This window comes from Pseudomonas sp. Pme6b, assembly GCF_058129925.1.
In genome coordinates this window covers 2,622,800-2,642,009 of record NZ_CM176704.1, presented here as the reverse complement: position 1 = coordinate 2,642,009, position 19,210 = coordinate 2,622,800, and the positions used below count along the sequence as shown (strand labels likewise).

General features: G+C 58.8%; 17 protein-coding genes and 1 pseudogene. 9 read left to right on the top strand and 9 right to left on the bottom strand.

Translation table 11 applies throughout. The annotated features are described in order from the left end of the window. Nucleotides 1-29: 29 nt before the first annotated feature. The gene (locus AC4ANE_RS11820; RefSeq protein ID WP_002553127.1) at nucleotides 30-917 is read right to left on the bottom strand and encodes a DMT family transporter; all 888 of its coding nucleotides are present in this window, start codon (nucleotides 915-917) and stop codon (nucleotides 30-32) included. A 90-nt stretch (nucleotides 918-1,007) separates the two neighbouring features. Between AC4ANE_RS11820 and AC4ANE_RS11815 the strand changes: the two genes are divergently transcribed. Together AC4ANE_RS11815 and AC4ANE_RS11810 are read left to right on the top strand one after the other, a co-directional pair. Next, on the top strand, nucleotides 1,008-2,267 hold the full coding sequence (locus AC4ANE_RS11815) for an IS256-like element ISPsy17 family transposase (protein WP_054082596.1): 1,260 nt from the start codon (nucleotides 1,008-1,010) through the stop codon (nucleotides 2,265-2,267). Nucleotides 2,268-2,558: 291 nt separating this feature from the next. Then, complete coding sequence (locus tag AC4ANE_RS11810) at nucleotides 2,559-3,815, top strand: OprD family porin (protein WP_031595227.1); 1,257 nt, start codon at nucleotides 2,559-2,561, stop codon at nucleotides 3,813-3,815. A 252-nt stretch (nucleotides 3,816-4,067) separates the two neighbouring features. On the opposite strand, the gene pcaC is transcribed toward AC4ANE_RS11810, so the two are convergent. From pcaC to AC4ANE_RS11770, 8 genes are all read right to left on the bottom strand, one after another. Next, nucleotides 4,068-4,466: a 4-carboxymuconolactone decarboxylase gene (gene pcaC / locus AC4ANE_RS11805; RefSeq protein WP_002553125.1), complete on the bottom strand. Its 399-nt coding sequence runs from the start codon at nucleotides 4,464-4,466 to the stop codon at nucleotides 4,068-4,070. After that, nucleotides 4,463-5,824 (bottom strand): 3-carboxy-cis,cis-muconate cycloisomerase, encoded by a 1,362-nt coding sequence (locus AC4ANE_RS11800; protein WP_460408939.1) that lies wholly within the window; start codon nucleotides 5,822-5,824, stop codon nucleotides 4,463-4,465. Before AC4ANE_RS11800 ends, pcaC begins: the two co-directional genes overlap by 4 nt. A 24-nt stretch (nucleotides 5,825-5,848) precedes the next feature. Further along, entirely contained in the window at nucleotides 5,849-7,198 is a 1,350-nt protein-coding gene (pcaK, locus tag AC4ANE_RS11795; protein ID WP_002553123.1) for a 4-hydroxybenzoate transporter PcaK, read from the bottom strand. A gap of 86 nt (nucleotides 7,199-7,284) precedes the next feature. Beyond that, nucleotides 7,285-7,887 (bottom strand): protocatechuate 3,4-dioxygenase subunit alpha, encoded by a 603-nt coding sequence (pcaG, locus tag AC4ANE_RS11790; protein WP_004665140.1) that lies wholly within the window; start codon nucleotides 7,885-7,887, stop codon nucleotides 7,285-7,287. 11 nt (nucleotides 7,888-7,898) lie between these two features. Beyond that, complete coding sequence (pcaH, locus tag AC4ANE_RS11785) at nucleotides 7,899-8,618, bottom strand: protocatechuate 3,4-dioxygenase subunit beta (protein ID WP_002553121.1); 720 nt, start codon at nucleotides 8,616-8,618, stop codon at nucleotides 7,899-7,901. Between the two features lie 125 nt (nucleotides 8,619-8,743). Next, nucleotides 8,744-9,673, bottom strand: coding sequence for a pca operon transcription factor PcaQ (gene pcaQ / locus AC4ANE_RS11780; protein ID WP_002553120.1), 930 nt, complete (start codon nucleotides 9,671-9,673; stop codon nucleotides 8,744-8,746). A gap of 52 nt (nucleotides 9,674-9,725) precedes the next feature. After that, nucleotides 9,726-9,968, bottom strand: a complete 243-nt coding sequence (locus AC4ANE_RS11775; RefSeq protein ID WP_005732565.1) for a glutaredoxin family protein — start codon at nucleotides 9,966-9,968, stop codon at nucleotides 9,726-9,728. A 57-nt stretch (nucleotides 9,969-10,025) separates the two neighbouring features. Next, nucleotides 10,026-11,096 (bottom strand): acyltransferase family protein, encoded by a 1,071-nt coding sequence (locus AC4ANE_RS11770; protein WP_002553119.1) that lies wholly within the window; start codon nucleotides 11,094-11,096, stop codon nucleotides 10,026-10,028. Nucleotides 11,097-11,339: 243 nt separating this feature from the next. Here AC4ANE_RS11770 and AC4ANE_RS11765 point away from each other — a divergent pair, with 243 nt between their 5' ends. The 7 genes and pseudogenes from AC4ANE_RS11765 (at nucleotide 11,340) to AC4ANE_RS11735 (ending at nucleotide 19,162) form a co-directional block, all read left to right on the top strand. Next, nucleotides 11,340-11,654, top strand: a complete 315-nt coding sequence (locus AC4ANE_RS11765; protein WP_002553118.1) for an ElaB/YgaM/YqjD family protein — start codon at nucleotides 11,340-11,342, stop codon at nucleotides 11,652-11,654. Nucleotides 11,655-11,658: 4 nt separating this feature from the next. After that, nucleotides 11,659-12,051, top strand: a complete 393-nt coding sequence (locus tag AC4ANE_RS11760; protein ID WP_002553117.1) for a phage holin family protein — start codon at nucleotides 11,659-11,661, stop codon at nucleotides 12,049-12,051. Beyond that, nucleotides 12,048-12,404, top strand: a complete 357-nt coding sequence (locus tag AC4ANE_RS11755; RefSeq protein WP_002553116.1) for a hypothetical protein — start codon at nucleotides 12,048-12,050, stop codon at nucleotides 12,402-12,404. The genes AC4ANE_RS11760 and AC4ANE_RS11755 overlap by 4 nt, the downstream gene beginning before the upstream one ends. 173 nt (nucleotides 12,405-12,577) lie before the next feature. Then, nucleotides 12,578-13,909: a deoxyguanosinetriphosphate triphosphohydrolase gene (locus tag AC4ANE_RS11750; RefSeq protein ID WP_002553115.1), complete on the top strand. Its 1,332-nt coding sequence runs from the start codon at nucleotides 12,578-12,580 to the stop codon at nucleotides 13,907-13,909. Nucleotides 13,910-14,159: 250 nt separating this feature from the next. Beyond that, nucleotides 14,160-14,552 (top strand): response regulator, encoded by a 393-nt coding sequence (locus AC4ANE_RS11745; RefSeq protein ID WP_002553114.1) that lies wholly within the window; start codon nucleotides 14,160-14,162, stop codon nucleotides 14,550-14,552. Between the two features lie 357 nt (nucleotides 14,553-14,909). Then, nucleotides 14,910-15,536, top strand: a complete 627-nt coding sequence (locus tag AC4ANE_RS11740; RefSeq protein ID WP_005732559.1) for a response regulator transcription factor — start codon at nucleotides 14,910-14,912, stop codon at nucleotides 15,534-15,536. Nucleotides 15,537-15,592: 56 nt separating this feature from the next. Further along, nucleotides 15,593-19,162 (top strand): annotated as a pseudogene (locus tag AC4ANE_RS11735) (transporter substrate-binding domain-containing protein). Nucleotides 19,163-19,210: the final 48 nt, after the last annotated feature.

Sequence of the window (19,210 nt, the reverse complement as noted above, 5' to 3'; positions counted from 1 at the left end):
TTTGTGTATTCGTACGAAGGAACAGCTCATCACCCACCCTTACGCCGCTGTTGCCAAGCCGCCGCCAGGCCGCTGAGGCAGATGATGGCGATACCGGCCTGTGCGGTCGGTGATGGCATGTGGTCGAACACCACGAAACCCAGCAGCCCGGCAAACACGATCTGGCAATAGCTGAACGGTGCGAGCATTGCCGGGGCGGCGAAGCGGAAGGCCTGGGTCAGCAGCAAGTGGGCCGACATACCACATGCCCCCAGCGCCAGCAGAAACGGCAGATGTTTAAGCGCAGGCACTTCCCAGAAGAACGGCACCAGCGCGCTCATCAACAGGGTATTGAACAGCCCGGCAAAAAAGTTGCTGGTGGTCGGGCTGTCGAACGGGCTGACCAGCCGCGTCAGGAGTTGATACAGCGCAAAGCACAAGGCTGATGACAGCGGCAGCAGAATCGCCGGGGTAAACAGCTCGCCCCCCGGATGAATGATGATCATCACCCCGATAAACCCGACAACCACCGCAACCCATTGCCCGCGCGTCACACGCTCATGCAACAGCGGCACCGACAGTGCCGTGACCAGCAACGGAGCGAGAAAGTTGACCGCGGTCGCCTCTGCCTGCGGGATGAACATCAGGCTGCTGGTAAACAGCAGACTGGTGCCCAACAGCGCCAGCGCACGCAATGCCTGCAAGCCGGGACGCTTGGTACGCAGCACGCGCAACCCCGCCGATGGCATGAAGATGCAGGCCATGAGCAGCGTGTGCACCAGATAGCGCGCCCAGACCACCAGAATGATCGGATAGAAGCCGGACAGGTACTTGGAGAGTGTGTCGTGACTGGCGAACAGAAAAGTCGCCAGAAGAATGAAACCAATCCCTTTCAGTGGTTGGTTGACGCCGGACAAAGGCGTGCTGGCAGTGCTCATCGCGCTTCCTTGTTCAAGTTTCAGCAGCCGGACGCCGGAGACTGTCAGAAATTTTGTGTTCGGGCATAACATGTAGCTAGAGGTGCATGTATGCCGACCAAAAAGAAGTCCGCCAATGCAACAGCGAGGGAGTTGCCCTCGATTCCCCAAGAGCTGATCGAGCAGTTTGTTAAAGGCCCGATGAGCGCCGAAGCCATTCAAGACGCGTCCATGGCGTTCAAGAAGGCTCTGATCGAGCGTGCGCTAGGCGCCGAGCTGGGTCACCACCTTGGTTACCCTCAGGGCGCGGAGCGCCCTGAGGAGTCGACCAATCAGCGTAATGGCAAAAGCAGCAAGACGGTTCTGACCGACGACGGGCCGCTTCGCCTGGATATCCCCAGAGACCGCGATGGTAGCTTCGCCCCGATCCTGATTCCCAAGCACGAACGACGTTTTACAGGCTTCGACGACAAGATAATTGCCATGTACGCCCGGGGCATGACGGTGCGTGAGATCCGCGCTTTTCTATCTGAGCAGTATGGAACTAACGTGTCCCATGACTTCATCAGCTCAGTCACCGATGCGGTCATGGAAGAGGTGGGCACTTGGCAGCAACGACCCTTGGAACCGATGTATCCGGTGATCTTCTTCGATGCGTTACGGGTCAAAATCCGGGACGAGGGGTTAGTGTGCAACAAGGCTATTTATCTGGCGCTGGGGGTATTACCTGATGGCACGCGCGACATTCTGGGTATATGGATCGAGAGCACCGAGGGTGCCAAGTTTTGGATGAAGGTGTTCAACGACCTCAAGACTCGTGGCGTTGAAGATGTTCTGATCGCCGTCACGGATGGCCTCAAAGGAATACCGGAGGCGTTGGGGGCGGTTTTTCCTGCCACGACGCTGCAAACCTGCATCGTGCATCTGATCCGCAACAGCTTGGACTATGCCGCTTGGGATAAACGTCGGGCACTGGCCAAAGCACTCAAGCCGATCTACCAGGCGATCAATGCAGATGTGGCTGAGCAAGAGCTTAACGCCTTTGAAGCGGGCCCCTGGGGCAAGCAGTATCCGACTGTGGTTGCTGCATGGCGTCGCGCCTGGGATCGGGTTATACCGTTTTTTGTTTTCCCGGCGGGCATCCGCAAAGTGGTTTACACGACCAATGCCATCGAGAGCATCAATGCCCAGTTACGCAAGATCATCAAGACTCGAGGGCACTTCCCGACCGATGAGGCCGCGACGAAACTGATATGGCTTGGGTTGCGCAACATCACCGCCAACTGGGGTCATGCGGCACACGACTGGAAAGTGGCAATGAATCAATTTGCGATCCTGTACGGAGACCGATTTACCAGACCGAGCTGGTAAAACAAGGGCCTGCCTGACGGCAGGCCCTAACCAGCCCGAACACAAAAAAACTGATACTCCCGACGCCGTGGCCGAAAACGCCAGAGCACGCCGCCTATGTTTACAGACCCGTATCTACAGACCAGTGAGCATCGCACACACGTTTGCAACGCCCTCCACAAAATGTTCGAACCGGTTCATTAACGTTCGATTATCGCCCGAAACAGTTATTTCACAATTGCACGGCACCTTCCGGCCTTTCACTATCGTAGCCAGCTACACGACTCAATAACTACAAAAAAGGTCTGTTCCATGCGCGCCAATTCCTCCTGCAAACTCCTTTGCGGTCTGTCTGCGGCCATTGCTGCAAACCTGACACCCATCAGCGGCAATGCTGCCGGGTTCGTCGAAGACGCCAAGGTCAATCTGAACCTACGCAACTTCTATATCAACCGCAACTTCGTCGACCCGGCCAATGCGCAGAACTACGCCGAGGAGTGGACGCAGAACTTCATCCTCGATGCCCGCTCCGGCTTCACCCAAGGCACCGTTGGCTTTGGTGTGGATGCGCTGGGCCTTTACTCGCTCAAGCTAGACGGCGGCAAGGGAACAGGCGGCACGCAATTGCTGCCGATCCACAGCGATGGACGCCCGGCCGACGACTTCGGGCGACTGGCCGTGGCGGGCAAGGCGCGCTTCTCGAAGACCGAATTGAAGGTCGGCGAGTGGATGCCCGTGTTGCCGATCCTGCGCTCGGATGACGGCCGCTCGCTGCCGCAAACCTTTCAGGGCGGGCAAATCACTTCCAAAGAGATCGACGGGCTGACCCTGTACGGCGGCCAGTTCCGCGGCAACAGCCCGCGCAACGACGCCAGCATGGAAGACATGTCCTTGAACGGCCGCTCAGCGTTCACCTCAGACCGTTTCAACTTCGGCGGCGGCGAGTACGTGTTCAACGAAAAGCGCACCCAGGTCGGCGTGTGGTACGCCGAGCTTGAAGACATCTACCACCAGCAATATTTCAACCTGCTGCACAGCCAGCCGTTGGGCAGCTGGACGCTGGGGGCCAACCTTGGCTACTTCCAGGGCAAAGACGACGGCCAGTCGCTGGCCGGTGATCTGGACAACAAGACCTGGTCAGCGATGCTCTCGGCACGGCACGGCGGTAACACCTTTTACCTGGGTTTGCAGAAGGTCAGCGGCGACAGCGCCTGGATGCGCGTCAACGGTACCAGTGGCGGGACGTTGGCCAACGACAGTTACAACTCCAGCTTCGACAACGCCAGGGAGAAATCCTGGCAGCTGCGTCACGACTACGACTTCGCAGCCCTGGGCGCACCCGGCCTGACCCTGATGAACCGCTACATCAGCGGTGACAATGTACACACCGGCGCTATCACCGATGGCGAAGAGTGGGCACGGGAAACCGAGCTGGCGTACGTGTTCCAGAGTGGCGCGTTCAAAAGTCTGTCGCTCAAATGGCGCAACTCCACCATGCGGCGTGACTACAACACCAACCAGTTCGACGAAAACCGCCTGATCGTCAGCTACCCGCTGTCGCTGCTCTAAAAACAAAAACGCCGCCACGGTTGATCACTCATCGTTATACAGAAATCTAACTGACTATCGTGCCGACGCTCCGCGTCGGCATGCAGTTCTGGACGCTCTGCGTCCTCTTTGTGGCGCTACGCGCCACGCGCTGGTTCTGCGAGTCAGTGAGATTGAGGCCCGACTTCGTGATAAAACAGCGCTTTCATTTATGGGCAGTGAACGCGGGTAAGGCATGACATTTCGCTGCAGCACTCCTTGTTATGCGACTTTTCAATCCTCCTTCAACGACTCCACGCCCATTTCATCCCACACCGTTTCGGCGAGGTGGAACGTCGCATTGGCCGCCGGAATGCCGCAGTAGATCGCGCTCTGCATCAGCACTTCCTTGATTTCCTCACGGGTCACGCCATTGTTTTTTGCGGCCTTCAGGTGCAGGCGCAATTCGCCCTCGCGATTCATGCCGATCAGCATCGCAATGGTGATCAGGCTGCGCGTGTGGCGCGGCAACCCTGGACGTGTCCAGATATCACCCCAGGCGTGACGGGTAATCATCTCCTGGAATTCTTCATTGAACGGCGTCAGTTTGCTCAGGCTGTTGTCGACATGCGCATCGCCCAGCACTGCGCGGCGCACCTGCATGCCAGCTTCGTAACGTTCGTCTTCGGTCATCGGGAAATCCTTGTGTGTTCAGCCACGGCACGCTCGACCCATTGTCGGGCCTGGCCAAGGTAATGGGCCGGATCAAGCAGACGATCCAGCTCGTCGGAAGAAAACTGCTCACTGACTTGCGGGGTTTCGCCAAGCACCTGACGCAAATGCGCGCCCTGCTCTACCGCACGACGGCAGCACTGTTCGACCAGATGGTGGGCAGCATCGCGCCCATTGCGCTGAGCCAGCGCAATGCTCACTGCCTCGGCGAGCACCAGCCCTTTGGTGGATTGCAGATTGCTCGCCATACGCTCGGCATCGACCTGCAGACCGGGTAGCACCTGCAACGCTTGCTGCAGCGAACCGGAAACCAGACAGCACAGCTCCGGCAAAGTCTCCCACTCGGCATGCCACAGGCCCAGACTGCGCTCGTGCTCCTGCGGCATGGCGGCCAGCATCGTGGCGACCAGCCCCGGTGCGCGGGTGGCGGTGCTGATCATGACCGCAGCACCGACCGGGTTGCGTTTGTGCGGCATGGTCGAAGATCCGCCCTTACCCGGTGCCGAAGGCTCGAAGACCTCGCCCACTTCGGTCTGCATCAGCAGGCTCACGTCGCGCCCCAGTTTGCCGAGGCTGCCGGCGATCAGGCCCAGCAGACCGGCAAACTCCACCAGTCGGTCACGCTGGGTGTGCCAGGGCTGCTCGGGCAACGCCAGTTGCAATTCACCGGCCAGCGCTTCGGCCACCGAAAAGGCCTGGTCGCCCAGCGCCGCGAGGCTGCCGGAAGCACCGCCGAATTGCAGGCACAACAGACGCGGTTTGATCTCGTTCAAGCGCTGTCGATGACGAGTCACCGCGCCCAGCCAGCCAGCGATTTTCATCCCCAGAGTGACCGGCGTGGCCTGCTGCAGCCAGGTGCGTCCAGCCAGCGGCGTGCCAGCATGACGCTGTGCCTGCTCAGCCATCGCATCGGCCAGTAGGGTGAGATCACGCTCAAGCAGCACGATCGCTCGACGCAGTTGCAGAATCAGCCCGCTGTCCATCACATCCTGGCTGGTTGCGCCCATATGCACATAGCGCTCGGCCTCAGCACTGCGCGCGGCTATCTGTTTGCCCAGCGCCTTGACCAGCGGAATCGCCGAATTGCCGGCACTGCCGATGGCAATTGCCAGCGCGTCGAAATCGAACAGCCGTGCGTCGCAGCTCAGTTCGATGTCGGCGACCACCTCGGGCGGGATCAGGCCGACGCGTGCCTGTGCCCGAGCCAGCGCAGCCTCGAAATCGAGCATGCACTGTACCCGGCCTTCATCCGAAAAGATCTCGCGCATTTCGGGTTGCATGAAGTAGGCATCGAAAAGTTGATTGCTCACTCTGTTCACATCACCACTCCAGATTGAAAGGTTTCAGGTAGCGTCCGAATGACTGACCCAGCCCTTGATCAGCACCGCTATCGCGGCCAGGGCAGCCGGGACCACCAGCGCCGTCAGCACCTGTTCGAAGCTCCAGCCCAGGCCCAGCAGTGTGGCACCGGCCCAGGCGCCGAGAATCGCGCCGAAGCGGCCGATCCCGAGCATCCACGACACGCCAGTGGCACGCCCCTGAGTGGGGTAGAAACGCGCTGCCAGTGAAGGCATTGCCGACTGTGCGCCGTTGATGCACATACCGGCCAGCAGCACCAGCGTGGCCAACAAGGCGACATTGCCCAGACTCTGCCCGACCAGCCAGGCGAACACACCCGCCAGCGCATAGGCCAGACCAATGACCTTATGCGGATTGTAACGATCCATTGCCCAGCCGACCCCCACTGCACTCAGCACCCCGCCGAACTGAAACAGCGCACCGATGAACGCCGATTGCTCCATGCTCGCGCCACTGTCGCGCATCAACGTCGGCAGCCAGCTGGTCAACAGGTAGACGATAACCAGCCCCATGAAATACGTCAGCCACAGCAACAGCGTGCCAGCGCTGTATGTACCGGAGAAAATCACTTTCAGCACGTTGCGGCTACTGACCGTTTTCTGCTCGGGAACGCTGAAATCGGTGATGCCAGCCAACGCCTTCGGCGCAATCGGTGCCAGCACTTTGCGAATACGCTCCGCACCGCGATTGCGCACCACCAGAAACCGCGCTGATTCCGGCAGCCAGACCATCAGTACCATCGCCAGTATCAACGGCAGAATACCGCCCAGCATCAGCAGGCTGTGCCAGCCCATGCTCGGGATCAGTTTGGCCGACACAAACCCACCACAGGCCATGCCCAGATTGAAACCACAGAACATGCTGGTAACCAGCAGCGACTTGAGCCGCTCGGGCGTGTATTCCGACAACAACGTGGTGGCATTGGGCATCGCTGCACCGAGCCCCAGCCCGGTCAGAAGGCGTAATACCAGCAGTTGATCAATGTTGCTGCTGTAAGCAGACGCCAGGCTGAACAGACCGAACAGAAACACCGCGAACACCAGCACGACCTTGCGCCCGAACCGGTCGGCCAGCGGGCCGGAACCCAGCGCGCCGAATACCATGCCGATCAGCGCAGCGCTCATCACCGGGCCCAGGCTGGCCCGGTCGATGCCCCAGTCCTGGCTGAGCGCTGGTGCAATGAAGCCCATTGCGGCGGTATCGAGGCCATCGAGAAACACGATCAGAAAACACAGCGCAACCACCCGCCACTGATACCCGGACAGCGGTTGCGCATTGATGAAGGCCTGAACGTCGAGCGTACACGGCACAGGCCGGCTGGCGGAAAGCGTCATGGAGATGTCCTTTTATTTTTATAAGGTCGCCTGCCGATGCAGGCGCCGGGAACGCACGCACATTGATACGCAAATCGACAACCGATTCAGAAATCGAAAAACACTGTTTCGCCTTCACCCTGCACGCGGATATCAAAACGATAGGCCGTTTGCCCATCATGCGTGCAGCGGCGCGCGACCAGCGTTTCGCGACGCGGCGGCTGCTCGATCAGATTGAGCACCGGGTCCTGAGCATTGGCCTGCGCTTCGTCGTCGAAATACAGCCGCGTCTGCAGATGAATATTGATACCACGGGCAAACAGCGAAACGTTGATGTGCGCAGCCATCGGCACCCCGGCCGCATTATGTGCCGAGCCTGGCTTGATGGTCTTCAGAATCCATTGGCCGTCGTCAGTGGTCGCCGTGCGGCCGAAGCCGTTGAACGGCCGCTCCGGATCGAATTCGCTGTGATACGCACCTTGATGGTCGGCCTGCCAGAATTCCAGATACGCATCGCGGATCAGATGACCGTTGCCGTCGAAGACGTTGCCCAGCAGCACGATGTGCTCACCCGGCGCGTCGGGCCTGGCCATCTCGTTCCAGATTTCCAGCTCGCGGGTCGGATTGCCGGCCACTTGCGGTGCCAGACCGATGTGCACGTACGGGCCAGCGGTTTGCGAAGGGGTTTCCTGCAGTAATTGAACGGGCATGTCGGGCCTCCTCAGCAATTTTCGAAGTGTGTCTTGCGCTGGCCGCGCAACACGATGTCAAAGCGGTACGCCAGGCAATCCATTGGATTACCCATCCCCAGATCGAGCCTGGCAATAAGGCTCTGCACGGCGTCCGGGTTGGCGATGGCCTTGACAATCGGGCAGATAGGAATCAACGGATCGCCTTCGAAATACAGCTGGGTGACCAGGCGGGTGGCAATCGACGGGCCGCTGATCGACACATGAATATGCGCCGGACGCCAGTCGTTAGGGCCGTTGCGCCACGGGTAAGGGCCTGGCTTGACGGTGCGGAAGCTGTAATTGCCTTCGCTGTCGGTCAGCGCTCGCCCTACACCGCCAAAGTTGGGGTCGATGGGTGCCAGATAGGCATCGCGTTTGTGGCGATAACGCCCGCCGGCATTGGCTTGCCAGATCTCCACCAAGGTATGCGGAATCGGCTTGCCGTATTGATCACAGACCCGGCCGGCCAGCAGGATGCGCTCACCGATGGGCAGCCCGCCGTTGTTGAAGTTGAGCAGCAGATCGTTGTCGTGCTGACCAAACTTCAAATGCGAGAAATCCGGGCCCGTGGTTTCGGAAATGGATTGCGGGATACTGACCAGCGCCTGACGCGGCGAGCGCAGGATCGAGGTCTTGTAATCAGGTGTCAGGGCTTTGGGGTGCCAGTTTCGGTCACGAATGACGAAGCGGCTATTGTCCGCGGCAGACATGGCGTTCTCCTTGTTTTTCTTATGGGCGCAAGCGTCGATCACTTACGCTACAGGCTGCGGCGAAGTGTCGCGCGATCCATGCTTATAGAAAATTGAAATAAAACCGGTTATCCATAACCAAATGGTTATGCATACTGCGCTTTGCGGTAGGTCTCTCCGACGCCTCGCAGTTCATCCACACACCATTGCGCCGCACGTGTCAGCGGCAGGGCCGGGTTGCTGCACAGGCCGACTGATCCGCCCGGCTCGCGAATACCCATGTCCAGCTCCACCAGCGTGCCGCCTTTCAACTCCAGTAATACGGCATCCAGCGGTGCTATCCAGATTGCATCGCTGCACTGCACATAGCGGCGGCTCAGGGTGAGTGACAGGGTTTCAAGGCGCTGACGCGGCATGCGGATACCGCATTGTACGAAAAGACTGTCGGCAAACTTGCGGATGGTGGTGCCCGCCAGCGGCAACACCAGCGGGAACTGCTCCAGACTTTCAGGCTTGAGCGGCGCCGCCAGTAACGGGTGATCGCTGCGCACCACCAGCGTCATCGACTCGTTGTACAGATGCTCGAACGTCAGCCCCTGAATCTGCGGGCTGTCAGTCATGCGCCCGACCACGAGGTCCAGCTCCCCTACCCTCAGTTGCGACAGCAGGTAGGCACTGGGGCCGGTCATCACGCTGACGATCAACGCGGGGTGGCGCTCGTGCAGACGATGGACCACCTCCGGAACCAACAGGCTTTCAGCCGTGGACAGCACGCCCAACCGTGCGGTAACAGTTTCATGTTCACCCGAGCGCAGGCTACTGACACCTTCACGCAAGGCCTGGACGCTCGGCCCGGCGAAACGCATGAATGCCACCCCCGCCTCGGTCAGCGCCGCACCGCTCTTGCTGCGCACAAACAAGGTGGTGGCCAGCAGTGTTTCCAGCTCCTTGAGACTTTTCGACAGCGCGGGCTGACTGATTGCCAGTACATCGGAGGCACGCGCCAGGCTGCCCTGCCGAGCCACCTCGAGAAAGCACACCAGATGGCGAAATTTGATGCGGGTATCAATATTCAATGCGCGTCGGGTCCGGGGGATAAAGAAGAATGCAGCTCTACGACAATGCCGCTCAACGACTCAAAAACGAAGCTACCTGAGGCGCGTCAAATGGCCAGTCCAGCTCATCCCCGGTGTCGACTCGACGCAACACAGGGACGCGCAACTCGTAACGCTCGAACAGTTGTTCATCCTCGCAGATGTCGACCAGCTCAACCAGCAGGCCGTGCTCGATGGCGAACGGCAGTAAAACCGCTTCGGCAACCTCGCACAGCGGGCAGCCCAGGGTACTGAACAGCTGGCATTCGGGCGGCATGAATTGATCCTCGGCAAATCCTCTACAACCGAAAATTATTCTAGGCGCACCCCGCGATCACGTCGACACCCGGAAATGCGTCTTGCTGAACGCGTTGGCGCGGTCCAGTACCGGTTTCTCGAAACAACGGTAACCGACCCAGCCGTAACACACCGTTGCCGCCATCATCAGCAGCGCGAAAAACAGGTTGTCCAGATAGCTTTCGGGCCAGGCACCGACCAGGCTCCACACCCGCCCGATCACCCCCAACACCAGCAGATGAGACAGATAGATCGTGTAGGACATGTCGCCCACAGCGACCAAAAACCCTGGCACAGCCAGTTGTCGACGTCGTTCGAGCAGGGCAAGGGTCAGTACCAGCAGGCCGAAAGTACCGCCGACCATGAGCATGCGCAGCAAGCCCTGACTGTCGTATAACCGGAAATAACCGATCAGGGGCACGCCCAGCAGCAGCGCACCTCCCAGCGAGGCAAGGACGGCAGCGGTCGGCACGCGCGCGCTGTGCCGACCATAAAAGAACAACGCCAGCGCTGCGCCGAGAATGAATTCAAGGGCGTAGGGATGCAGGATGATCTTCAATGCGGGCGAATAGTCCTGCCAGTCGGCCAGCACGTTAAACACGATGATGATCAGCGCCCAGCCGCCGAGCAGAAGCGGCACGCTGCGTTCACGAAACAACAGAAAGCCGGAGTACACGACGTAGAACCACAGTTCGAACAGCAGCGACCAGGCCACCATCACCAGCAGCACTTTATCGTTGGGCAGCAGCAGGAACGACATAATCAAGTTGGAAGCCCCATGCCCGCTGTTGACCATGCCCGGCTGCACCAGGTACACCGCCAGCGTAATGAAAAAGTACAGCCAGTACGTGGGGTAGATCCGCGACACCCTGTTGAACAGAAAGCGCCGGGCCTCGACCCCACTCTGGAAACGGCCACGACTGACGATCACCATCACGAAACCGCTGATGACAAAGAACAGATCGACACCCAACTGAAAAAAATCGAGCATTGGCGGCAGAAGGATATCGCCACCGGAAAACTTGCTCTCTACCGACATCATGTGAAACAACACCACACCCAGGACAGCTATGCCCCTGAGCCCCTGCAGGGAATACAGCCGCTCCATGCCTCTCTCCATTCAGCTCTCATATCGCGCGCCATGTACGTGATCACGCGTGTGGAGCATAGCCAATGGCCAGAAATACGGAACCCCAATCTTCAACACGTCGCGGTTTTTCCTGACAGATACTTTTGGAGTAAGGTGCAGCGGCAGCACGCAGCCTGATCGAACACCAGACGGCAATCGAAGTGAACCTTCAGGAATCACCTGTACTCGAAACATTCATACGCCCACCAAACGGAGAACATCATGGCCCGCCAAACTGCACAGAATGCTCAGGAAATCCTGAGAGCCGACTTCCAGGTACTGGTCGCCGACACTGAGAAATTGCTGGCGCATACCGCATCACTGGCCGGTGATCAGGCCGATGAACTGCGTGCCCAGATTCGTGAGAGCCTGCTGCGTGCCAAGGAAACACTGAAGACCACTGAAGATTCGCTTCGTGAGCGCGGTGAGGCTGCAGTGATCGCTACCGAAGATTACGTTCAGAACAACCCCTGGCAGTCAGTCGGTATCGCCGCAGGCGTCGGCTTTCTGATCGGTCTGCTGGCTACAAGGCGCTAACATCATGACTCTGGGAACGGAATCAGCACCGCCCGAGGGAACTCCGGGCTCTTCACCGCGGCGTCTTGGCGCTGCTTTCCTTGGCCTGCTGCACACGCACGTCGAGCTGTTCGGCATCGAATTGCAGGAGCAGAAGGCACGTACCGTCAGCCTGCTGCTGTTCGCGGGACTGGCGCTGGTTTTCGGCCTGTTGCTGCTCACTGGGCTCTCGGCCTTGTTGCTGATCGTTCTGTGGGACAGCTATCGCCTGGCCGGTATCGTCGGCCTTTGCACGTTCTACCTGCTGGCCGCCATCTTCTGCGGGCTGCGCCTCAAGGCAGCGATTTTCGATGAGTCGTCGCCATTCCACGCAACCCTTGAAGAGCTGGCCAACGACCGCGAGCGATTGATGCCATGAGTGAACCCAAGTCGCACCAGAGTAATACCCGTCGAGAACTGCGCAAGGCGTTGATCCGCCTGCGCATGGAGATGCACCGTCAGGAAATTCGTCATGAGTCGACGCAACTGCTGCAGCCGTTGCAACGCTTTCGCGGGATCCGCCATGACTGGAAAAGCGCGCTCGGCTTTCGCCACGCGCCACTCTGGGGAGTGGGCTCGGTCGCCCTGCTGGGGTTTCTGAGCGGCAAACGTGCCAAGACCGGACGCACCAGCCTGCTGGGTCGCCTGTTGAAGCTCGGCATCACGCTGACGCCACTGATCAAGGTCGCCATGCAGAGTCGCGCCATCCAGAACCGCAACCGCAGGCTCTGATTACGCCAGACCTTTTGCGTGATTCGAGCCTTGTGACAAATGCCTGCTCCGGTGCTCCGGGGCGGGCATTTGCTTTTTAACACACCCTGTTTCTGTCTGTCCGCGCTTCAGGCCTTGCGGCAGGCATGCCGAACCGGGAAGCTACGGCCAACATTACTGACGGAGTGAACGCCTTGGATTGGCAAACCCTGCTTAACCGCGAACGACTTGGCAAGACACTGCACAGCCCCGAAGAATTAGGGCGCAGTCCGTTTCACAAGGACCATGACCGGATCATCTTTTCCGGTGCGTTTCGCCGTCTGGGACGTAAGACGCAAGTCCATCCGGTGTCCAGCAACGACCATATTCATACCCGCCTGACTCACTCTCTGGAAGTCAGCTGCGTCGGCCGCTCACTGGGCATGCGCGTTGGCGAAACCCTGCGCACTGCGCTGCCCGACTGGTGCGACCCAAGCGACCTGGGCATGGTTGTACAATCCGCCTGCCTGGCACACGACATTGGCAACCCACCGTTCGGCCATTCTGGCGAAGACGCAATTCGCAACTGGTTCAATCAGGCTGCCGGACGTGGCTGGCTCGACGCGATGAGCGAGACAGAGCGCAATGACTTTCTCAATTTCGAGGGCAATGCCCAGGGCTTTCGGGTGCTGACGCAGTTGGAGTACCACCAGTTCGACGGCGGTACCCGTCTGACCTACGCCACACTGGGCACTTACCTCAAATACCCGTGGACCGCTCGCCACGCAGACTCGCTGGGCTACAAGAAGCACAAGTTCGGCTGCTATCAGAGTGAACTGCCAATCCTTGAGCAGATCGCTGGCAAGCTGGGTTTGCCGCAGCTTGAGGAACAACGCTGGGCGCGCCATCCACTGGTTTACCTGATGGAAGCCGCCGATGACATCTGTTATGCACTGATCGATCTGGAGGACGGCCTGGAGATGGACCTGCTGGACTACGCGGAAGTGGAGTCACTTCTGCTTGGACTGGTCGGCGATGATCTTCCGGAAACCTATCGGCAACTGGGCCCTGGCGACTCACGGCGGCGCAAGCTGGCCATCCTGCGCGGCAAGGCCATCGAGCACCTGACCAACGCAGCGGCCAGAGCATTCGTCGAGCAACAGGACGCCCTGCTTGCGGGCACGCTGCCCGGGGATCTCGTGGAACACATGCACGGCCCGGCCAAACGCTGCGTACTGAACGCCAAGGACATGGCGCGCAAGAAAATCTTTCAGGACAAGCGCAAGACGCTGCATGAAATAGGTGCCTACACCACACTGGAAATCCTCTTAAACGCCTTTTGCGGTGCAGCGGTCGAACAGTTTGGCGGCAGGACGCCCTCCTTCAAGCACCGACGTATCCTCGACCTGCTGGGCAACAGCGCGCCGGATCCCAAGGCACCGCTGCATGCATCGTTCCTGCGCATGATCGACTTCATCGCCGGCATGACCGACAGCTATGCCAGTGAGATGGCCCGGGAAATGACTGGCCGCTCCGGACAGATTTAGCCTTGATAAGACCAGCCGAGTACCTGCGCGCATGCAGATACAACGCTGGTCAGACCTGATTGCCTCGCAAAACTCAGACAGGCCCTACATGCATGTCAGACGAGTCCTATCGCAGCTTTTCTTGCATCCCTCAATAATTACAGCCACTTCGAATGCCACTCCGGCTCGTCATCCATCCGCCTGCGATACTAACGGTCCGCACGCCGTCTGCGAGGCCTGAACGTCTCGCCAGGGCCTTTCCGGAAAACTCATGTCCACACACAGCCTGCGCATCCTCCTGGTGGAAGATCACCCGTTTCAACTGATCGCCACTCAGGTGCTGCTCAACAATCAGGGCTATTTTCTACTGACTCCCGCACTCACCGCCGCAGAGGCCATGGCTGCCATGCAACGCAGCCCGGAGCCCTATGGGCTGTTACTGTGCGATCAGTGCCTGCCGGATATGTCAGGCCTTGACCTGATCGACGAGGCAGCCCGTCAAGGCTTGCTGCATCAGGCCATTCTTCTCAGCGGCCTGCCTGATGTACAGCTTGAAAACCTGCAGCAGCTTGCCACGCAGCGCGACCTGCCCCTGCTCGGCTGCCTGAGCAAACCCCTGCATGGACCTGACCTCAGCCGCTTGCTGGGGCACAGCCCTGAGTGACATCTGCATTCCTGTTTCAAGCGACTTCGGAAATGCCTCGCAACTATGTAAACGGCAACTGATGCAAAACCGCGCTGCTTGTGAATTCACGTTCAGTCTCGTAGGAAATCATCAACCCACATGAATGATGATTCCATAAAGTAATAAACACCCCGTGCATCAATAACCAAATACACACCGAAATAAGCATTAACGTTTAAACACACTTGTGTTCAACGTAGGCTTTTACGTACTCCGATACGCTAATTATTGTAGGACTTTTCCTATATATGCCTGCCGAGCAAGTCTCTTTATGTGCCTGCCCGAACATCTGAGCTAAGGTGCGCGCTTTCTTCACTGCTTGTTATGGAATGGAATATGAACTCAGTTTTTATCATCGACGACCATCCGGTTATCCGGATGGCAGTCAGAATGCTTCTGGAAAACGAAAATTACGAAGTGGTGGGCGAAACCGATAACGGCGTCGACGCGATGCAAATGGTTCGCGAATGCATGCCTGACCTGATCATTCTCGACATCAGCATTCCCAAGCTCGACGGCCTTGAGGTACTGGCGCGCTTCAATACGATGGGGCTGCCCTCCAAGATACTGGTGCTTACATCGCAAACCCCCAACCTGTTTGCCATTCGTTGCATGCAATCGGGCGCTTCCGGTTATGTATGCAAGCAGGAAGACCTGAGCGAACTGCTCAGTTCGGTGAAAGCGGTATTATCCGGCTACAATTACTTTCCCAGTCAGGCATTGGCGTGTGCCGTTCGCGAAGACGGGCAGACGAACGAGCTGGAATTGTTCAAGTTGGTCAATGATCGCGAATTGATGGTGTTGCAATTGTTTGCTCAAGGCCGCTCCAACAAGGAAATAGCCAAGGGCATGTTTCTCAGTAACAAGACCGTCAGCACTTACAAAACGCGACTTATGCAAAAGCTGAAAACCAGAACCTTGGTAGAACTTATCGAGATGGCAAAACGCAACGCGCTAGTGTGAGAAACCGGATGCCCACACGCTTTAGACAATTATTAATACTGGCCACAGGCCTGTGCATGGGCTGGAGTGCTCAGGCCAGCCTTTATGCGGCCGAACATTACACACTGCTTGGTCGCTCGAGCCCGGCACACATGGACGTGAAGCTGGACAGCAACCAATGGCAATGGGTGCGCGGTCAACGTGAACTGACTCTCGGCATCTCGAACCCTGATTACCCGCCCTTCGATATCACAATGTCAGGCAACGACTATGAAGGCATCACTGCCGATTACGCGGGCACCATTTCGGATGCGCTGGACCTGCCGGTCAGGGTGCAGCGCTTCGAAACCCGCGATGCAGCGATCAAGGCACTGATCACAGGCCAGGTCGACCTGCTGGGCACTGCCAACGGCTTTGAAGCAGTTGATCGCAACATCAGACTGTCACAGCCCTACTCGGTGGATCAGCCCGTGCTGGTCACCCGGGTCGGAGACACGCGCCCCCTCAACGATGGCCTGAAAGGCATGCGGCTGAGCATGGTCTATCACTATTTGCCACCCGCAGAGGTCGAGGCGACGTACCCGGGTGCAACACTGAAGACCTACCCCTCGTTTCAGAACGCCATCAACGCCGTAGCCTTCAACCAGGCCGATGTCTTTCTGGGCGATACGATTTCCACCCAGTACATCATCAACAAGGGCTATCTGAACAATGTGCAAATGTCGAATTTCGGCAAGCACGAGCCCAATGGCTTCAGCTTCGCCGTCAGCAATGAAAACACACAATTGCTGGGTGTCATCAACCAGACACTGAAAGCGATTCCAGTCGATGAGCGCATCAACATTTCCAGGCGCTGGAGCACCGGCAGCGACCTGATGCTCACCGACCAGAAGCTGCAACTGACGCAACGCGAGGAACGCTGGATCGCTCAGCACCCGACCGTGCGCGTGGTGGTCAACGAAGCGTACGCACCGCTGACCTTCTTTGACGCCAAGGGCAACTTTCGCGGCATCACCGCCGACCTGCTTGAACTGGTCCGCCTGCGCACCGGCCTCAGGTTCGACGTCAAGCGCTCGCCCAGCCTGACCGATATGCTGAACCAGGTCAGCGAGGGCCAGGCGGACCTGATCGGCGCACTGGTGTCCAGCGATGAACGAGAAGACCACCTGAGCTTCAGCCGGCCGTATATCGACAACTCATTTGTACTGGTCACCCGCAAGGACCAGGGTTCGCCCAGCTATCTGGAACAGATGGACGGCAAACGCCTGGCAATAACCCAAGGCAGCCCGATGCTGGACTGGCTGCGACGCAAATACCCCAGAGTCGTACCGCTGGAAATCGACAACCCGTTCCAGGCGCTGGACATGTTGTCACTGGGCAGAACGGAAGGCGCGGTCATTTCGCTGCTCAGCGCAGACTACTTTCTGTCTTCAGGCATCTTCGAGGAACGCCTGCAGACGACCGCCACCATCGGCGAGGACCCGGCGCTGATTTCCATGGCTACCTCACGCAATGCCACCGAGCTGAGTTCGATTCTCGACAAGGCGCTGGCAAGCATCGCGCCGCAGGATCTGGCGGCGATCAACAATTGATGGCGCGCCTATGCCCCTTCAAGCGCCAGCTGGCATGACTACGAACGCCTTATCTATCAGATTCTGATCAGTGCAGGCCTGTTGCTGCTGGGCCTGCTGGCCTGGAATGCCTGGATGCGGCGGCAGATACGTCAGCGTGAAGCGGCAGAGCGGGCGCTGGGCGACCAGTTCGAATTCATGCGCGCACTGGTTGAAGGCACGCCCCATCCGATCTACGTGCGGGATCGCGAAGGCATGCTGCGCATGTGCAATGACAGCTACCTGAGGGTCTTCTCAGCGCAACGTGAAGACATCATCGGCAAGAGCGCTACCGAAGGAGTGCTGGGCAATGCCTTCGAAGCGCGGGAATACGCTGCCGACTATCAACGGGTCATGGCCAGTAACACTGCATTGATCCTCGACCGGCCCCTGCGCATTGGCGACCGGCAGATGACCATCTACCACTGGATCCTCCCCTTTCGCGACTCTCTGGGCGAGGTGCAGGGCATCATTGGCGGCTGGATCGATATCAGCGAGCGTCGCCAGCTTATTGAAGACTTGCAGGCCGCCAAGGAACAGGCTGACGCTGCCAGCCGTGCCAAGAGCACCTTTCTTGCCACCATGAGCCATGAAATCCGTACGCCCATGAATGCAGTGATCGGAATGCTGGAGCTGGCGCTCAAACGTGCCGATCATGGCGAACTGGACCGCTCAGCCATCGAAGTCGCCTACAGCTCGGCCAACGACTTACTGGACCTGATCGGTGACATTCTCGACATTGCGCGCATTGAATCCGGCCGGCTGTCACTGAATCCAGAGCGGGCGAACCTGCGTCGACTGGTAGAGTCGGTACTGCGGGTATTCGACGGTCTGGCTCGCCAGAAGGACCTCGACCTGGTGCTGGAACTGGACAGCCGGATCAACGCCGATGTGCTGATCGACCCTCTGCGCTTCAAACAGATACTGTCCAACCTCGTAAGCAACGCCATCAAGTTCACCCCTATGGGACGGATCAAGATCGTGCTGCAGGCAGCCGAGAGCCCGGACCCGCAACTGCTGCACCTGCACATTACCGTTCAGGACAGCGGTATAGGCATCAGCGCCGAAGACCAGCAGCGTTTGTTCGAGCCCTTTGCCCAGGCCGATAACACCGGGCAGATGGCGCGCACCGGTGCCGGGCTGGGCCTGGTGATTTGCCGCAGCCTTTGCATGATGATGGGCGGCAACCTCTCGCTTGATAGCGTACCAGGCCAAGGCACCCGGATCAGTATGAACCTGGTGCTTACCACGCTTGAACCACTCACAGGCCAGCCCGTTACTACGCCACCGCTAGCCGTCGCTCACCAGACGCTACGGATCCTGATCGTCGACGACCATCCTGCCAACCGGCTGCTGCTCTGCCAGCAACTCGGTTTTCTAGGTCACCACTGCGAAATGGCCGAAAACGGCGCGCAGGGGCTTGAGCACTGGAAGACCGATACCTTTGATCTGGTGGTTGTCGACTGCAACATGCCGGTCATGAACGGCTATGACATGACCACTGCAATCCGCGCGATTGAAGACGCAGACGGCCAGCCACGCTGTCCGGTCTGGGGCTTCACGGCCAATGCGCAGCCTGACGAGATCGAGCGCTGCCGCGCAGCAGGCATGGACGACTGCCTCTTCAAACCCATCAGCCTTTCGATGCTCAGCGAACGGCTGACAGGCGTTTCGCCGCTGGCGCGCACACCTCTGCCGTTCAGCCTCGACAGCCTCAGCAACCTGACCGGTAACCGTCCGAAAATGGTTGAACGCCTGCTTGCGCAGCTACTGCAAAGCAATCACGAGGACCGGCTGTTGCTGGCCAGACTGATACCGGAAAACAATCGCAGGAAAACCCGCGACCTGGCCCACAGGATCAAAGGTGCCGCACGGATCATCAGCGCTTCAAGGGTGGTCGATGCCTGCGATGCACTTGAGCAGGCCTGCGAAGCGGACACGCCGGATGAACAGTTCCATACCTGTCAGCAGGTTGTCGAGCTGGCGATGATCGAGCTTGAGGACGCGCTGATTCTGCAGCAGGCGAAACCTGACTGAAGACGTTTCAAAGACGATGTAGCGAAGGGGAACAAGCGGGGGAAAAGC